Source organism: Lysinibacillus sp. FSL W7-1291 (assembly GCF_038593415.1).
GTDB lineage: Bacteria > Bacillota > Bacilli > Bacillales_A > Planococcaceae > Lysinibacillus > Lysinibacillus fusiformis_D.
In genome coordinates this window covers 1,845,143-1,861,316 of sequence record NZ_CP151994.1, presented here as the reverse complement: position 1 = coordinate 1,861,316, position 16,174 = coordinate 1,845,143, and the positions used below count along the sequence as shown (strand labels likewise).

Annotated in this window: 17 protein-coding genes, 1 pseudogene and 1 riboswitch; of the genes and pseudogenes, 6 read left to right on the top strand and 12 right to left on the bottom strand. The window is 38.8% G+C overall.

Going from position 1 to position 16,174, the window contains the following annotated elements; translation table 11 throughout:
• Window positions 1-286: 286 nt before the first annotated feature.
• Window positions 287-1,228 (bottom strand): NERD domain-containing protein, encoded by a 942-nt coding sequence (locus NST76_RS08895; RefSeq protein ID WP_089932453.1) that lies wholly within the window; start codon window positions 1,226-1,228, stop codon window positions 287-289.
• A 157-nt stretch (window positions 1,229-1,385) separates the two neighbouring features.
• Window positions 1,386-1,523 (bottom strand): hypothetical protein, encoded by a 138-nt coding sequence (locus tag NST76_RS08890; RefSeq protein ID WP_157492985.1) that lies wholly within the window; start codon window positions 1,521-1,523, stop codon window positions 1,386-1,388.
• A gap of 145 nt (window positions 1,524-1,668) precedes the next feature.
• On the opposite strand from NST76_RS08890, the gene NST76_RS08885 reads away from it, so the two are divergent.
• On the top strand, window positions 1,669-2,718 hold the full coding sequence (locus NST76_RS08885) for an NAD(P)/FAD-dependent oxidoreductase (protein WP_036117163.1): 1,050 nt from the start codon (window positions 1,669-1,671) through the stop codon (window positions 2,716-2,718).
• A gap of 49 nt (window positions 2,719-2,767) precedes the next feature.
• Here the strand turns inward: NST76_RS08885 and NST76_RS08880 are convergent, their stop codons facing one another.
• Window positions 2,768-3,010 (bottom strand): hypothetical protein, encoded by a 243-nt coding sequence (locus NST76_RS08880; RefSeq protein WP_036117161.1) that lies wholly within the window; start codon window positions 3,008-3,010, stop codon window positions 2,768-2,770.
• Between the two features lie 157 nt (window positions 3,011-3,167).
• On the opposite strand from NST76_RS08880, the gene NST76_RS08875 reads away from it, so the two are divergent.
• The 4 genes from NST76_RS08875 to NST76_RS08860 all read left to right on the top strand — a co-directional run bounded on the left by NST76_RS08875 (window position 3,168) and on the right by NST76_RS08860 (window position 6,884).
• Window positions 3,168-3,875, top strand: coding sequence for a class I SAM-dependent methyltransferase (locus NST76_RS08875; RefSeq protein ID WP_342545023.1), 708 nt, complete (start codon window positions 3,168-3,170; stop codon window positions 3,873-3,875).
• 153 nt (window positions 3,876-4,028) lie between these two features.
• Entirely contained in the window at window positions 4,029-5,198 is a 1,170-nt protein-coding gene (locus NST76_RS08870; protein ID WP_089932455.1) for a DUF418 domain-containing protein, read from the top strand.
• Between the two features lie 91 nt (window positions 5,199-5,289).
• A complete protein-coding gene (locus NST76_RS08865; protein ID WP_342545021.1) occupies window positions 5,290-6,282 on the top strand; it encodes a sensor histidine kinase in 993 nt (330 codons plus the stop codon).
• The gene (locus NST76_RS08860) at window positions 6,279-6,884 is read left to right on the top strand and encodes a response regulator transcription factor (protein WP_058845269.1); all 606 of its coding nucleotides are present in this window, start codon (window positions 6,279-6,281) and stop codon (window positions 6,882-6,884) included. The genes NST76_RS08865 and NST76_RS08860 overlap by 4 nt, the downstream gene beginning before the upstream one ends.
• 162 nt (window positions 6,885-7,046) lie before the next feature.
• Here NST76_RS08860 and NST76_RS08855 read toward each other — a convergent pair whose 3' ends face one another.
• The 9 genes and pseudogenes from NST76_RS08855 to NST76_RS08815 form a co-directional block, all read right to left on the bottom strand.
• Complete coding sequence (locus NST76_RS08855) at window positions 7,047-7,511, bottom strand: hypothetical protein (RefSeq protein WP_342545020.1); 465 nt, start codon at window positions 7,509-7,511, stop codon at window positions 7,047-7,049.
• A gap of 181 nt (window positions 7,512-7,692) precedes the next feature.
• Window positions 7,693-8,403: pseudogene (locus tag NST76_RS08850) on the bottom strand (ankyrin repeat domain-containing protein).
• A gap of 142 nt (window positions 8,404-8,545) precedes the next feature.
• Window positions 8,546-9,232 (bottom strand): response regulator transcription factor, encoded by a 687-nt coding sequence (locus NST76_RS08845; protein ID WP_089932460.1) that lies wholly within the window; start codon window positions 9,230-9,232, stop codon window positions 8,546-8,548.
• Window positions 9,210-10,688, bottom strand: coding sequence for a HAMP domain-containing sensor histidine kinase (locus tag NST76_RS08840; protein ID WP_036117805.1), 1,479 nt, complete (start codon window positions 10,686-10,688; stop codon window positions 9,210-9,212). Before NST76_RS08840 ends, NST76_RS08845 begins: the two co-directional genes overlap by 23 nt.
• A gap of 178 nt (window positions 10,689-10,866) precedes the next feature.
• Window positions 10,867-12,228 (bottom strand): PepSY domain-containing protein, encoded by a 1,362-nt coding sequence (locus NST76_RS08835; RefSeq protein WP_342545016.1) that lies wholly within the window; start codon window positions 12,226-12,228, stop codon window positions 10,867-10,869.
• Between the two features lie 190 nt (window positions 12,229-12,418).
• On the bottom strand, window positions 12,419-13,438 hold the full coding sequence (locus NST76_RS08830; protein WP_342545015.1) for a 2,3-butanediol dehydrogenase: 1,020 nt from the start codon (window positions 13,436-13,438) through the stop codon (window positions 12,419-12,421).
• A gap of 16 nt (window positions 13,439-13,454) precedes the next feature.
• The gene (locus NST76_RS08825) at window positions 13,455-14,099 is read right to left on the bottom strand and encodes a TetR/AcrR family transcriptional regulator (RefSeq protein ID WP_230593747.1); all 645 of its coding nucleotides are present in this window, start codon (window positions 14,097-14,099) and stop codon (window positions 13,455-13,457) included.
• Between the two features lie 87 nt (window positions 14,100-14,186).
• Window positions 14,187-14,363: a hypothetical protein gene (locus NST76_RS08820; protein WP_170829809.1), complete on the bottom strand. Its 177-nt coding sequence runs from the start codon at window positions 14,361-14,363 to the stop codon at window positions 14,187-14,189.
• A gap of 63 nt (window positions 14,364-14,426) precedes the next feature.
• A complete protein-coding gene (locus tag NST76_RS08815; protein WP_255358843.1) occupies window positions 14,427-14,549 on the bottom strand; it encodes a hypothetical protein in 123 nt (40 codons plus the stop codon).
• Window positions 14,550-14,578: 29 nt separating this feature from the next.
• Window positions 14,579-14,771: riboswitch (cobalamin riboswitch) on the bottom strand.
• A 162-nt stretch (window positions 14,772-14,933) separates the two neighbouring features.
• On the opposite strand from NST76_RS08815, the gene NST76_RS08810 reads away from it, so the two are divergent.
• Entirely contained in the window at window positions 14,934-15,479 is a 546-nt protein-coding gene (locus tag NST76_RS08810) for a hypothetical protein (RefSeq protein WP_036117815.1), read from the top strand.
• The last annotated feature ends 695 nt before the right edge of the window (window positions 15,480-16,174 follow it).

The window sequence follows — 16,174 nt, the reverse complement described above, 5'->3', positions numbered from 1 at the left end:
GCTCTATCCACCACTCTGCGCGTTCTATCCGCTACTTTCTCTGTTCTATCCAACACTTTTCTTTTCCTATCCACCAATTTCATGCGTATCCTCTACTTTCTCCGCTCTATCCACCACTCTGCGCGTTCTATCCACTACTTTCTCAAATTTATCCAACACTTTTCTTTTCCTATCCACCAATTTCACGCGTATCCTCCTCTTTCTCCACTCTATCCATCACTTCGCGCGTTCTATCCACAAAGCAACACAGTCAGACCGCTTGAATGGTTGCTGGGCTTTTAAATCCTTAATCTATAATCCAGTACTTCCTATGCTTTTTTTCACCCTCCGCTTTCAAAGGTAGTTGCTGCAACAATTTGTACGCTAGGTTTGGGGATTCAATGGCGAAGAATTCACGAAAGCTTCGATTGGTCAGCTGTGGTCCGACTAGTAATCGGTAGTCCTCCAATGTTCGATTTAATGCATTGTGATCCACCAATCCACAGCGAGGGCAAGTCCATTTTCTATAGTGATACTGTAATCGCTGTCCATTCCCACAATGAGGACATACTACGCCTTTCATCATTTCCTTAAAAGGCACAGTCATCTCTTTTTTTAACCTTGTGTGCATCGACAATAAACGTGTCGCAAAGGGTAAGAGGGTTTCTGCCTTTACGGGTTGATACATCTCTGTCCATCTTTGGATACAAGAACGCAGCCCCGTCACATGAAATATAGGCTGCCCCTCAAACCCCTTTGTTAAAATTCCATTTCTCGTTGCCAGTACAACTGCATGCACAATTGGTAAATGAAAACGTTCACGCTGTAATAATTTTTTCATCCAGGCCACATGCCGCTCCAGTTGAAGAAATGGATCAACCATCCCTTCGACCGTACCCTCTATGGTCGTGCGTGTTAGTTGAGCGTATGAAGCATCATATGAGAGAATGCCTGTTATATTTTTGATTTCTAGGATCAGTAAAAAATGGGGACAGAGAAAGATGGTGTCCATTTGATGTGTTGAACCGAAGTCATTCATTGTTTGAAAATCATGGAGAAAATAATGGGGGGTTGGTAAGTCCAGCTCAAGCCATTCTGCATCGACACGCTGTTCACCAGCGAGCCCTGCTTTGACACGTCCTAAACGCTCTCGTACATACGCGTATTCCTTGTGTGTCTGAGGCAATCTTTGTAGCATCGCCTCCAGTATTTTCTGCGAATCTGATGGTTGCCGTGCTAATAGAATCATGTATTCACCTCCTGCCCTGATTATATAAAAAAAGAACCACAACAAATGAGGTTCTCAAAAACTTGAAAGGTCGATGTTGTAAAATTAATTTTTCACAGTTTTTATTAGATCAAAAGTCTGTTCTTTCGAGCAGCAACTAACATTTGCTAATACTTTTCTAGTCATTCAATAAATACAAGAAGTGTGCCGACATAACCATTTCAGCAAGCTCGCTCCACTGAAAAGTGGCAATATGAACCAACAAGGCTACACCATCTGTTATAGAGACAGCAGCAGTCACTAGCGCATCCTGCAAATCGGAGCCTCTCTTTCTTTTTACATCTTTCCATGCTATGCTATTCACAGCTTAAAATGATAATCATTATCACTAGATTCAGTCTAGTTTCTGATAAGAATTTGTCAATTACTTTTTACTATTTTTTAAGGATGTGGCAATAAAAATGCAACATGTATATGATGTGACAATTATTGGTGGCGGCCCTGCTGGCTTATATAGTGCCTTCTACAGCGGTCTGCGTGGATTAAAAACAAAATTGATTGAGAGTCAATCACAGCTTGGCGGAAAAGTATTACTTTATCCTGAAAAGCTGATTTGGGATATTGGCGGACATCCTCCTGTTTTAGGCGAGCAATTTGTCAAACAATTAATCGAGCAAGCCAAAACATTCGATCCTACCATTTTGACAGATACAAAAGTAGATTTGATTGAACGCCAGAATGATGTTTTTATTATCCATACAGCAGCTGGTGAAAAGCATTATTCTAAAACGGTGCTGCTAGCTGTAGGTGGTGGTATTATTAACCCTCAAAAACTGACGCTTGAGGGCGCTGAAAAATATGAAATGTCAAATTTACATTATACCGTTCAATCCTATAAACGTTTTGTCGACAAAGATATTATGATTTCTGGTGGTGGTAATGCAGCCATCGATTGGGCTGTTGAGTTAAGCCCAATTGCTAAAAGCGTGACCCTAGTTTACCGTAAAGAGCATTTATCAGCGCATGAAGCAACGGTACAGGAAGCACTTGATGCGGGAGTAAATATAGAGTGCAATACGACGATTACAAAGCTGTCAGCGAATGCTGATAAAACGGCTATTCAATTAGTAACATGTGAAAATACGAAAACGCAGCAAAGTTATACCCGTCAAATCGATGAGGTGATCGTTAGTCATGGCTATAACCGTGAGGCATCTCTCGCATTTGATGAAGCCATTGCTATTCCCAAAAAGGATGATTATTATTTTGAAGGGAAAGCAACAGGTGAAACGGCACAGCCAGGTATTTTTGCGGCTGGTGATATTTTATCATTTGAAGGAAAAATCCACTTGCTACTAGGAACATTCCAAGATGCAGCCAATGCGGTCAACTCCATTAAAACGTATTTGGAGCCAACAGCCTATCGTCATGGCATGGTATCGTCTCATAATGAGCTATTTAAAGAAAAGAATCGCTCGATTATTGAAAAACAACTTGTCCAAGCCGATTAAGCACGAACATGAACCCTCTTAAGATATTTTCTTAAGAGGGTTTCTAGCTTTATCTAAATAAACTTAGTAACGATCCCATCTGCCTCAACATATTGACTCCATTTGTAATCGTCCCAGCATGCCCCATAATCGTATTTAAATGATCTGGCAAACTGCCTAATCTGGATCCTTGTTGTTGTTGATAGGGAGAATAGTAAGGTTGCACCATTCTACCTCGAAAAGGTGGGCCAAAATATTGTCTATTGCTTGGCGGATAGGGACCCCTTCTAGCATTCGGCTGAAAATATGGCATTTATACACCTCCTGTCTGAAAGCTTCTAACTAGTATATGTGGGAATTTTAGTAGTGAAATAGACTTTTGAAGAAGGCTGTAAAAATATTCTCTTGCCCACTCAAGATGTTTGAGGGAACAAGACTAGTTTCCCTGTCATACTATAAGAAAAAAGAAGGTGATACGCATTCAAGGCTCACATTATCTTGCCTTTTTAGCTCAATTCGGCATTGGAGGGGCGCATCCAGGAGGAATTAATCTATCAAAGGCTCTCTTTTCAACAGAGAATATTACGCCAGGCGCCGATATTTTAGATGTAGGGTGTGGTACAGGACAAACGGCTGCTTATTTGGCGACTGCCTATCAAGCTAGTGTCACAGGCATCGATATTCACCCCGTCATGATCAAAAAGGCGCAGAAACGAATGCAAAAAGCGCGTTTACCCGTCCGTCTATTGCAAGGCTCAATTGAAAAAACTTCGTTACCAAATGAATCATTTGACTTGATTCTAGCTGAATCAGTACTAGCCTTTGTAAATCAGCAACAGGCTTTGCAAGAAATTTATCGTTTATTGAAGAAAAGTGGACGCTTCATTGCTATTGAATTCACCAAACCTACAACTCTCCCCCCTGAGCTAGCAGACGACATCCAACAATTTTACGGATTCAAGTCCCTCCTGATGAAAAAGGATTGGGTAAAGCTACTGCAACAGGCTGGTTTTCACGATATTCGCATACAAAAAAATCAATCCATCTCCTCCAAGCCTGAATTTGATGTTTCCGCAGCGATTGAATCCGAGTTTTATGAGGTCATGGATCAGCATCTTGCCATGAACGAAAAATATCAGCCATTTTTAGACTATCGCATCTATACTTGTACGAAATAAACGAACCAGCACCCAAAGCGTTGCTGGTTTTTTATGTGGTCCCAATCACTTTATGACACCTGTCATAAAATTCCTTTGACTGGTGTGAATAGGTTTTTTCTTCGTATTTTCTTATCCTGAAGGTAAGAAAATACAGAAAGAGTGATTGAACATATGCAAATGCAACAAAGACTTCCCTTTATCGATATGTTAAGAGGCTTCGCCGTTTTAGGAACGCTCGGCACCAATATTTGGATTTTTGCTTATTTAGGTGATTTATCGTATATCACAACAAGCAACTACTCTGGTTGGTGGTCCTTCCAGGATTTTTTACGAATGGTAGTCTTATTTTTCGTCAACGGTAAGCTACTGGGCTTGTTAACGATTATGTTTGGGGTAGGTTTACAATTAAAATATCAGCAAGCCTTACGCAGAGGCAATGCTTGGCCTGGGGTCTACCTTTGGACAATCGTCTTTTTAGGGCTAGAGGGACTGCTTCATTATACCCTTGTCATGGAATACGATATTTTAATGAGCTATGCTGCTACAGCCTTCATCGTTGCCTTTCTCATCCGATTAAGTAACAAAGCCATGACCTGGGCTTTCTATCTTTTTGGCAGCTTTCATGTCCTACTGATCCTCCTTATTTTTATCAGTACGTTACAAGGTGTTGGTGTTTCCTTCAATGGGATGGAGAGCATTGCCACATTGTATGAAAACGGCTCATGGCTAACACAAGTACAGCATCGTCTGACAAATTTTTTATTCTATCGATCAGAGGCTATTTTCATTATCCCTATGAATATCTTTTTATTTTTACTTGGTGTGAAGCTTATGCGCAACGATGTATTTTCACAAACAGACAGAGGACGGCAAATACGCCAAAAGCTGTTTACGATTGGTATATACATTGGCATTCCCCTCAATCTACTTATCTTTATACCAGGTGGACTTTTTGATTTTCCTGTTCGCTATTTATGTGCCCCTATTCTTTCGATTGGCTATATTGGAATTTTAGGGAAACTGGTAGAATATAAGAGGTTCAATTGGCTTTGGCAACGTTTTGCACAAGTCGGTAAAATGTCTTTAAGCTGTTATGTCCTTCAAAACATACTTGCATCATTTATTTTTTATGGTTGGGGCCTTGGCTTAGGAGGGCATGTCAATAGCGTGATCGTCATTTGCATTTGGCTAACTTTGTCATTCCTACAACTGGTCATGGCGTCTATTTGGTTACAGCATTTTCAATTGGGTCCGATGGAATGGATTCGTCAAAAATCCATTCGAGCAATGACGCAACAATTTGCAACAAAGGAAGGTGTAGGCAATAAAAATATATCCTAGAGAACAAATAAAGCATTATTTAATCATCGATGTAGCTTCTGTGATTTTTCTCATCACAATAGTACTATGGTCTGGATCACTTCCTCTAGCTATGAAAATAACATTGCTCCTTTTATACTTAGGAGCTTTCTATAATGCTTTATGGCATAAAAATGGGAGACTCCTTGTCGCATCATTAGTAGGCTTCATCGTCATCACTATACTAAGCATTTATATAGAGCCCTTTATGCTTATTTTTGGCTTTACCTTTGCCGATTTACTTGGACGGGCGAAATCAAAATGGCATATCGGCTGTGGAATATTAGCCATCGCGATCATGTTTTTGACGGTCATGTATCTGGCGACAAACTCCTTTTTACAGAAGGAATCACAGGTGTTAGTACCTATCATGATGTTTCAGCTAGTATTGCCAATTCTTATTTACTTTGTGGAAAAGTCGAAAAATCTGCAAGCTGAATTGGCAGACGTCAATATGCAGCTTGTTCAGCAGGAAGAACGACAGCGTATTGCTAGAGACCTTCACGATACAATTGGTCATACACTCACAATGATTAAGATTAGAACGGAACTAACGACAAAACTAATTGACCGAGATCCTTCAAAGGTGAAGCAAGAATTGGATGATATATTAGCCACTACACGTACAGCCTTAAAACAAGTGCGTGAGCTAGTATCTGATATGAATTTCATTTCGTTACAGACGGAGCTAGTGCATTGCAAACAGCTTTTACAAAGTGCAAATATCACAACAAGCCTTCACAATCAATGCCCTCAAATTGTTCTTTCTAGTGTGGAGGAAACGATGCTCGCATTATGTGTAAGAGAGGCTACGACCAATATACTCAAGCACAGTCAGGCAAAAAAATGCCACATCATCATTCAATATCACACGGGACAATACACGCTAATCATGAAAGATGATGGCGTAGGCTTACAGCAAAAAGGATTTGGCAATGGCATCCATTCGATGAAGGAAAGAATGCATATCCTACAAGGTTATGCCACAATTAACAGCCATACACCTACAGGCACGAGCGTAACTCTTACGCTACCAATTCAAGACGGAAAGGAGCCCACATCATGATACGTGTATTACTAGCGGAGGACCAACAAATGCTACGCGGTGCCTTAACATCGCTCTTATCGTTTGAACCAGATATTGAAGTCATAGCCGAGGTGGCAGATGGGCTAAAAGCATGGGACTACATCCAACAGGAGCTACCAGATGTTTGCCTCGTAGATATTGAAATGCCCCATCTGTCTGGGCTAGAGCTAGCTGAAAAAATTAAACAGGCTAACCTACCGTGTAAAGTGATGATTGTCACAACTTTTGCTCGTCCTGGCTATTTACAAAAGGCTATGGATTGCGAGGTACACGGCTATCTATTGAAAGATGAACCGATCGATTATTTAATCGCTACCATTCGAAAAATCATGCAGGGAGAAAAGGTGGTTAGTAAGGATCTAGCCGCTACCTTGTTTATGAAGGAGCAAAACCCTTTAAACGAACGAGAAATTGCAGTACTACAGCTTGTCAAAGAGGGTTTGACCACAAATGAAATCAGCAAGCAATTGTTTTTAACAAAGGGTACCATTCGCAATTATTTATCTACCTCTATTCAAAAGCTGCAAGTGGAATCAAGACAGCAGGCTGCTCAGATAGCAAGTGACAAAGGCTGGCTATAACAAAAAATCTCGCCACAGCCGTGACGAGATTTTCACCATTTTAAAATAAGATACTTCGCTTGATTATTAATAGTTTACCCACTTCACGCAATTGTTGGTTTGAAGTGGGGCTATTTTTAGCCACACAATCAATGGATAATTATAAATGATGTCAGACCTTCTTTAATTAGTATACACTCCTATAAAACCATCATCATTACCGTTGTTAATCAATTTTATTTCCTCAAATGGATGCTTATTTTTACTTTCTATAAGGAATAGCGTTTTTTTATTTGTAACACTTCCTTCTGTAGTTGTATAGAAAAGTGTTAGAATTTTATTTTCCTTATCTAATTTAAACGAATAATCAGCATAATTCCTAGTATTGGCATTTATCAAGATATAGGTTTTATGCTTATTCTCGTCATAAGCATAAACGCCATCTTTTAAGTCTCCTCTAAATACGTTAAGTACCTTTTGATTATCTTCGTCATTAGTGTCCAGTTCTAGTACTCTTACATTTTCTAATTGCGCGGTTTCCGAAATTACAAATTCCTCTTCATAATCAACTCTCACACCGTTGCTACAAGCCGTTTGCGTAAACATTAGTCCAAGTAAAGCACAAAAAATCCGCCTGTTTTTCACCACTCTTATGCCACCTTTTTTAAAATCTTCGTTATCGCTGTATCCTAATAAATATAGCCGTGTTGGTGTAAAAAAAGACGTACTGAAACTGCAACTCCAATTGGTAATACGTATACTGAATTAATGTTTCCAAGCCCACTACAAAATTTGTAATGGGCTTTCATAAAAATCCCTACAGTTTGCATTACTTCGCTCCCGCTGCAATCAGGATTTGTTCAATCTCGTTAAATCCTCGCTGTCTCACATGTTGTAATGGTGTCACATTATTTTGATCCGGAATATTCACATCAGCACCATGCTCAATCAATAACTAAATTACCGTTTGCTGTGTTGGATTGCCGTTATTTAACACAATCGCCTCCATCAGCGCTGTCCATCCTAAATGATTCACATGATTGACGTCGATGTCGCTGTTACGCAACAACTCCTCGATGACCTCCACATAACCATGCTCTGCAGCTGGGATTAATGCGGTTCCTCCATATCGGTTCAAAATAGTAGGATCAGCACCAGCCTGAATCGTCATCTTTAATATATCCAGATAGCCTTCTGCTCCAGCATAAAGAAAGGGCGTATTTTGCCTATTGTCCTGTATATTGACATCGGCCCCAGCATTTATTATTAATTGTGCTGCCTCGACATTCTGATTATAGGTTGCAATCATCAAGGCTGTTCTGCTGTTTGAATCTTGGACATTGATATCAACTTTTTGATCCAAAGCACGTTGTAACGCTTCCATATCTCCCATTTCGGCTGCTTTAAACAGTTCACTCTTCCAATTTGATTTCACCACTTCACTCTCCCCTTTATCAAGCTGTATCGCCTCTGATTCGTTGGAGGCACATCCTTGAAGCAAAAATGATAATGCGATCATAACCGTTTGTATTTTTTTCACCCCTTGCACCACACTCTCTTTTATTTCTGTCTTCCTTATTTTAGTGTAAGTAGTAATGCTAAATATTCCATTAACCATTTCTTAAAAAAGTCTAAAAATTTGCCAAAAAAATACCTCGCCACATGGACGAGATATTTTGCTCTTAAACATTGAAACGATAGCCTGCTCCCCATACCGTTTCCAAAAACTTTGGCTGTGCGGGATCACGTTCAATTTTTTCACGTAGCTTGCGAATATGAACGGTAACGGTCGAAACATCTGCAGCTGATTCATAGCCCCAGTTTCGCTCATATAACTGCTCTTTACTTAATACTTGATTTGGGTGTTTAACAAAAAAAACGAGTAAATCAAATTCCTTTGTTGTAAAGGCAATTTCATCCCCATTGACAAAAACCTTTCTAGCAGATGTATCGATCGTAATGCCATGAATGGACATCGTATGATTTGTTTGCTGATTCGTAGCGAGGCGCTCATACCTGGCTAAATGTGCCTTGACTCTTGCTACTAGCTCACTTGGACTAAAGGGCTTCGTAATATAATCATCTGCCCCTAGACCAAGGCCACGAATTTTATCAATATCCTCTTTTTTGGCTGAAACAAATAAAATGGGCATATTGTGCACTGCTCGAACTTGTTTACAAATATCAAAGCCATTCATCCCAGGCAGCATAATATCCAAAATGATTAAAGCATAATCACCTTTTAGTGCCTGCTTCAGGCCATCGTCTCCGTTATGCTGGATATCTACTGAAAAACCATTAATCTCTAAATAATCTCGTTGGAGCTCTGCTATGCTCACTTCATCTTCAATTAACAGAATTTTTTTCATGATGACTCCCCTTCTCCTCAGCCTTTTTCAATGAAATGAATATGCTCGTTCCCTTCGTTAATTCACTCTTCGCCCAAATGTCGCCGCCCATTTCAAGGACGATTTGTTTCGCAATCGCTAACCCTAAGCCACTGCCCCCTGTTTGCGAATTACGGGAAGGCTCCGCACGGTAAAAACGATCAAAAATATGAGGTAACGCAGCAGGATCAATGCCCGTACCATTATCTGTTACCTGAATAATCGCATCCTCAGTTCGCTCGTGCAACGAAATAATAATTTGCTTATAGGATTTATCCATATATTTCTCACTATTGCTTAGTAAATTTGACAGGACACGTCTTAATTTATCACGATCAGCCATGGCCAAAAGAGGCGAACCTGCTGATATATATTGTAAATGAATGTCTCGTGCAATAAAATCAAAGCTCGCATCCTCTACATAATCATGCATATATTGCTGGAGATTGACGCTTTCCATTTGGAATGGAACCTTTTTTAAATCCAATTTAGAAAATAAGAACAGCTCATCAATTAATACATCCATATCCTTTGCTTTTGTATAGATGGTTGTTAAATATTTATCCATCTTCTCCTCTGTATTAGCCACGCCATCTTTAATGCCCTCTACATAGCCGATAATGGAAGTCATAGGCGTTTTTAAATCATGGGAAATATTCGATAATAGCTCTTTCCGATTTTCCTCATATTGAAGCTGAAGCTGGATTGATTCTTTTAGCTTAACTCTCATTTCCTCAAACGATCGATTCAACTGACCAATTTCATCATTGGAATGAGACGTAATTTCAAAATCTAAGTCGCCCGATTTAATGCGTTCAGCCCCATCCTTTAAAGCTGAGATTGGATTAATAATACTTCTTGAAACTAAATAATTTAATAAGCCAATAATCATCATAAATAGTACAAATAAGATTCCTAAAAGAATGGGCAACAGTTCACGCGTTACTTCCGCATGAGAACTAACCTCTCTTAAAACGAAAATACTTCCCTCGGTTTTATCTGGAAAATAAAAATCAAATTTTACATACGTATAAAAGGCTTGATTAATCATGATGGTATCACGCGAATTAATATTGGTCGCTTCAAAGCCAGGTAAGCTTTGAAGTAATAATTGTTCATGCTCTTTCTGCGTTGAATAAACAATTTGATGATCTTTTCGTACCACAATCTCAATCGAAGGTGCATTGATTTTTTCTAGCTGTTCGAGATCTAAAAGCTGCTGGGGATTATTTTTAGCTAGTAATTTTAAATCTAGAAAAGCGTTTTCTTCTACCGTCGTCAAAGGCTTTTGTACATAGGATTTTTTATAAAAATGCTCTATTGCTTTGATATCACCCGTAATCGCAAAGGAAAAAAGAAAAACGGCTGCAAGTAAAAGCGTGATAGCAATGATAATAACACCCACATAAGATAGCAAAAACCTCGTTTTAATTGACATCTACACTCCCCCAATAAGCTGAAACTACTAGCAATGTACCATACAAATCTTAAAACTTTATAAAATTGGGCTGAAAAATCTATAAACATTTTTGCAGCTTCAGTATAGTATTGCGTTCATATAAACGAAATAAACAAAAAAGATACGGCACAATCCTGTTGTACCGTATCCATTCGCATTATTTAGTTTCTTCTGCTCTTAACTTCTTCTTTGTTTGCCAGCCTATAATGATGAGCTCCATCAATACGACAGCGATCAAGGAGGCGCCAAATAACGGCATTATAATGCCTAAAATAACAAGGAAAATGATAAACGGCATGGACATTTTATGAGAAATTTGCGGTGGTGCAGAAAGCTCCCCTTTTTTTCTACGTAAAATCCATGTGCGAATGCCCCACATAATGACGGCTAAAAAGGCTAGACAAACCACTAAGTTTAGAATCTTATTAGGCCAGCCAAATAAGTGACCTTCATGTAAAGGAATGCCCCATGTAAAGAATTTAGCCAACATGCCATAATCAGCATAATTTACTTGATCGATAAACTTCCCACTATATTGATCGAAATACATCGTTGCTTCTGCTGAAGGCTTCACATCCAGACCTGTCACACCTGAATTACTCGCCTTCGCCACTATATATACGCCCTCCTCATTTGACGGGTAAATAATCGAATAAGGTTTTGCGATATTCATGACATTGATTTCTTTTTCAAGATCAGCAATCGAAATTTGGCTGTCATTTGTATAACGGACAGCTCCGCCTCCATGATGCTGCGCATGTTCACCTTCTGATATAGGCGCCTCTAATTGTCGAGTGGCCCAAGGAATTTCAGAGACATCCGATGTTGGTGGCTTTTGCTGTAATAATGGGTAACCAAAAGTTGGACTTTCTGAAGCTATATTCACAAGAATCGACCCTTGAAAAGCAGACCATAATAGCCCTGTAGAAATAAACAGCACCATTGGAATTGTAATGATTGTCCCAACGAGTGCATGCAATCTCTTACTTTTTTGTCGTTTATTCTCTGCCTTTGGCTTCTTCAAAAGATTTCCTTTAAATGTCATATAAAGTCCTGACAATAATAAAAAGATCGTCCAGCACGCCGCTAGTTCCACTAAATAATTGACAAAAGTACCGCCAATAAATAGGGAGCTGTGTGTATTTCTCATAATATTAGAAAATGTATAATTCGCATCCTGACTACCAACCATTTGATTGTGATCATCTAAAAATACGTACTTCTGTTCTTTGCCATTTGATAAAGTTAAACGCGTATTATAAGGCTCTTCCAGCATAATAACTTTCGTAGTGGAGTAGCCTGCAAATGCCGCTTCCGCTTTTTCCACGGCTTCATCAATCGTTAAAACCTCTTCTTTATGGCTTTCGCCAAAGAAGTAATCATCATATAATCGATTTTCTACATCTGTGAAAAATAAATAGCCAATCCCGCTTAATGTGAGAGACAGCAGTAATGGTGTAATAAAAAGTGCTGCGAAAAAATGCAATCGCCAAAACCTTGAATAAAGCAGATTTTTCATATTTGATCTCCATTCTATTTATAAATAGCAAATTTATTATATAAAGTAAAAGTGAAATATGAATGAAGTCCTAAAGACAGTTTTATGACAAATAAATGTAATCCAATTGGTATTATGCTATTTAATAGACCAAAAATAATGGTAGCCAAACCTGTTTTAACGCAAGTTTGGCTACGATTTTCAGTAAGATTTATAGATTCATATTGACAAGAATTTTACATTGACTACGGTCTTTCGTTAATGCTTCAAAACCTTTTTCCACAATATCCTCTAAAGCGATTTGGCTTGTAATAACAGCTTGACCATCAATGACCCCACGAGCGAGTAGACGAATTACTTCGGGGAAAATATTAACATAAGCAAAGGAGCCACTAATTTTCACTTCCGGAGAAACGACCGCATTTGGATTAAATTCTACTGGTCTTTCCCAGACGCTAACGATTTTAAATTCGCCGCCTGGATGTACCGCATTGACACCACTTGTAAACGTTGCCTGCACACCTGCTGCATCATACGCAACATCCACCCCACCCTTTGTTTTTTCACGAATAAACGTGACAGCATCTGTGTCAATTGGATTGATGACATAGGTTGCGCCTAATTCAAGTGCTTTTTGGCGTCGTTCATCAGAAACCTCCACGACAAAAATTTCACTTGCCCCCGCTGCCTTCACAGCCTGTAAGACTAATAAACCAATAGGACCTGCGCCAAAAATAGCTGCTGTATCGCCCAGCTTTAATTGACTTTGACGCACTGCATGAACGGCTACTGCTGTAGGTTCAACAAGTGCGCCTAGCTCTAGGCTCATATCATCCGGAAGGTGGTGAATATTTTCTTCCTGCACAATAGCATATTCAGCAAATCCACCTGAAATCGTATAACCATAGGATTGTCCACGTTTACATAAGTTAGTATACCCACGTCGACAATTATTACATTTACCACAAGGAATCGGTGGCTCCACTGCTACACGATCCCCTATTTTTATTTGAGTAACGCCTGCTGCGACCTCTACAACAACACCTGCAAATTCATGACCTAATACAGGTTGTGTACGAAATGCATAGGCACCCCCTACATATTCATGTAAATCACTACCACAAATTCCTGCAAATGCGACTTTTACTTTTACCATGCCTGGTTCTAGTGCTGGCAATTGTGCTTCCTCTACCCGAATATCTTGAATACCGTAAAATTTTGCTGCTTTCATTAGAATTACCTTCTTTTTATGATTTAGTTTGAAGACCGTATAACACAAAGTTGACTGCATGTTCTGCAATTTGTTCAGGTGTTGATTGTAAGGAAGAACGATTTAAAAATGGATTGTTCAAGGAGTACATTAACGTCCCCATAATAAAATTCAGCGCAACGTCAAGCGACTCAAAGCGAATGGTCTGCTGCTCCTGACAAGCTAATAAAATCTTCCGAAGTTGCTCCCAGGAAGGTAAAAAAACATCTTTAAGCATCTCTAACCTAGGACTATTCATAACAATCTCTTGCTGTAAAATATCAATTAATTCATGCTCATGAATGCGATAAAGCACAAAGTTTCGGCAAAAGCTACGAAGTGCACCAAGTGAATCATGGATATCATAATGGGCATTCATAAAGGTGTGGCGTAGCGGTTCAAACAATGCATTAAATACATTTTCTTTGCCACCAAAATGATAGGAAACAAGCGCAAGTGACACATTTGCCTCATCACAAATTTGTCTCACCGTCGTCCCATCATAGCCTCTGGACGAAAACAACGATTTCGCGGCCTGTAAAATTTGATCCTTTACCTCTTTATTTTTTTCTTTTGATACGTTCTCTTTCTGATCGACTGTACTCACCTCTTTTTTGAACAAACGTTCAAAACAATTGTTCAACGAAATTTTACGCCTTCTCTTATTAATTGTCAAAGCATGCGCTTATTAAAAATGGCTACTTCGAAAAACGAAGTAGCCAAAACCATTCTATCCAAGTAATTCTTTTAAAACATTGGTATACGCTGCTAAAATGGATTGCTCATGTGCAGCATCATGCCCAACATATTGTTCAACAAGCTCCTTTAGAGGCTTTGCAGCATAAGGCTCTTGCATAATTTCAATTTTTAATAGGCTCTCATAATACTCAACAACTTGTGGATTCATGTGGACCGCTCCTTTAATGTTTTACATAAAAAAGACATCTTTCTCTTATTAGAAAGATGTCTACTATGACAAATACATGACATAATACGGTGATTGCCAGCTGGAAATAAGCTTTCTATTCAACATAGAAGCTACCTTTTTAGCAGTCATCGTACTATGAGCATGCAGGAGAATTTCTCTAGTCACACTCAACACCCCCTATCCGCGTAGGTTTTTTGGCTGTACTAGATAAAGGCAGGTCTCCTGGCTTATGTTCATCACACCTTTCACCTTCCCATTACGACACGTAACAGTGGCCTTTTGAAAAGTGCTCCCATTTACAGTTGCGGGACAGCGTCGGAATTACACCGATCTTCCCTTTTAAACAAATCCTAAAATCTGATTTGTACCTCTATCCTATTATTCCGTTTTTATTATTATACCATAAAGATTTGTGTGCACAGACCCGATCTTCATAAAATACTGTGATAGATGTAATGACTTGATCGGCACTTCCATTTACACTTAACTTTCTTCTATTTTATTACTATGTTACCATATAAAGAAACATAGATTTCAGGAGGAATACATATGAAACGCAATAAAACCGCAATACTACTATTGAAAAGTTTACTCTTTATCTTACTTTTATCTGGCTGTAGTAAAGAAAATGAGACAGGCTTCGATGATCAATTTATCGCTGATTTAAAAGACTATATTCAAGTAGAAGCGAAATATAAAAACATAGAAGAAAATAATATAAATAACTTGAATAATTTATATGAATCACAAACATATTCAATGGCCCATTCCAGCGATGGAATAAAAAAAGCACTCTCACAACAGCAAGCATATTATGAAGATGCGATAGACTATTCACATAATAAAATAGATTTCAAACCTAAAACAAGCTCCCCAGAAGAAAAAGAACTCTATAATGCGATAATTGATTTTAAAGAAAAAAAAAGCTCTCATGATTTTCCAACTATTAGATTAGTCGATGCAACATACCAAATTGATAGAGTAAATGCTAAAGAAGAGTATGAGCAATCTTTACAGGAACTAAATAAATCATGGAATACTATCATATCCCTTTCAGAAAAGTATAATTTGAATCTTTTTGGAGCTGAAGAATAAGCGAATATGTAGGTGTTGTATGAGTGACTATCCTTTGCTTTTTGGGGGCTCTATCCCCCTTTTTTGAGTTCTATCCATACTTTGAGGGTTATCCTTCTCTTCAGGGGTTCTATCCACCTCTTTTGATGGGTTATCCCTCTCTTTCCAGGTTTTATCCACTACTTTTGATAGGTTATCCTTCTCTTCGAAGGTGCTATCCACCTCTTTTGATAGGTTATCCTTCTCTTCGAAGGTGCTATCCTCCTGTTTGAGGGTTATCCTGCACTTAGAAGGTTCTATCCCCCTGTTTGAGGGTTATCCTTCTCTTTGCAGGTTTTATCCACTTCTTTTGATGGATTATCCTGCACTTAGAAGGTGCTATCCCCCTGTTTGAGGGTTATCCTTCTCTTTGCAGGTTTTATCTACTACTTTTGATAGGTTATCCTGCACTTAGAAGATTCTATCCTCCTCTTTTGATGGGCTTTCCTTCTGTTTGAAGGTTATCCCTCTCTTTGAAGTTTTTATCCACTTCTTTTGATGGATTATCCTTCTCTTCGAAGGTGCTATCCTCCTGTTTGAGGGTTATCCTTCTCTTTGCAGGTTTTATCTACTACTTTTGATAGGTTATCCTGCACTTAGAAGATTCTATCCACCAGTTTGAAGGTTATCCTTCTCTTTGCAGGTTTTATCCACTTCTTTTGATGGATTATCCTGCA

Excerpts from the sequence above, each read along its gene's own strand:
- NST76_RS08840 (WP_036117805.1), bottom strand. The coding sequence starts at position 10,688 with ATGTCAATTAAAACGAGGTTTTTGCTATCTTATGTGGGTGTTATTATC.
- NST76_RS08830 (WP_342545015.1), bottom strand. The coding sequence starts at position 13,438 with ATGAAAGCAGCAAAATTTTACGGTATTCAAGATATTCGGGTAGAGGAA.
- NST76_RS08865 (WP_342545021.1), top strand. The coding sequence starts at position 5,290 with ATGAAAATAACATTGCTCCTTTTATACTTAGGAGCTTTCTATAATGCT.
- NST76_RS08810 (WP_036117815.1), top strand. The coding sequence starts at position 14,934 with ATGAAACGCAATAAAACCGCAATACTACTATTGAAAAGTTTACTCTTT.
- NST76_RS08895 (WP_089932453.1), bottom strand. The coding sequence starts at position 1,228 with ATGATTCTATTAGCACGGCAACCATCAGATTCGCAGAAAATACTGGAG.
- NST76_RS08870 (WP_089932455.1), top strand. The coding sequence starts at position 4,029 with ATGCAAATGCAACAAAGACTTCCCTTTATCGATATGTTAAGAGGCTTC.
- NST76_RS08820 (WP_170829809.1), bottom strand. The coding sequence starts at position 14,363 with ATGAATCCACAAGTTGTTGAGTATTATGAGAGCCTATTAAAAATTGAA.
- NST76_RS08880 (WP_036117161.1), bottom strand. The coding sequence starts at position 3,010 with ATGCCATATTTTCAGCCGAATGCTAGAAGGGGTCCCTATCCGCCAAGC.
- NST76_RS08885 (WP_036117163.1), top strand. The coding sequence starts at position 1,669 with ATGCAACATGTATATGATGTGACAATTATTGGTGGCGGCCCTGCTGGC.
- NST76_RS08860 (WP_058845269.1), top strand. The coding sequence starts at position 6,279 with ATGATACGTGTATTACTAGCGGAGGACCAACAAATGCTACGCGGTGCC.
- NST76_RS08845 (WP_089932460.1), bottom strand. The coding sequence starts at position 9,232 with ATGAAAAAAATTCTGTTAATTGAAGATGAAGTGAGCATAGCAGAGCTC.
- NST76_RS08835 (WP_342545016.1), bottom strand. The coding sequence starts at position 12,228 with ATGAAAAATCTGCTTTATTCAAGGTTTTGGCGATTGCATTTTTTCGCA.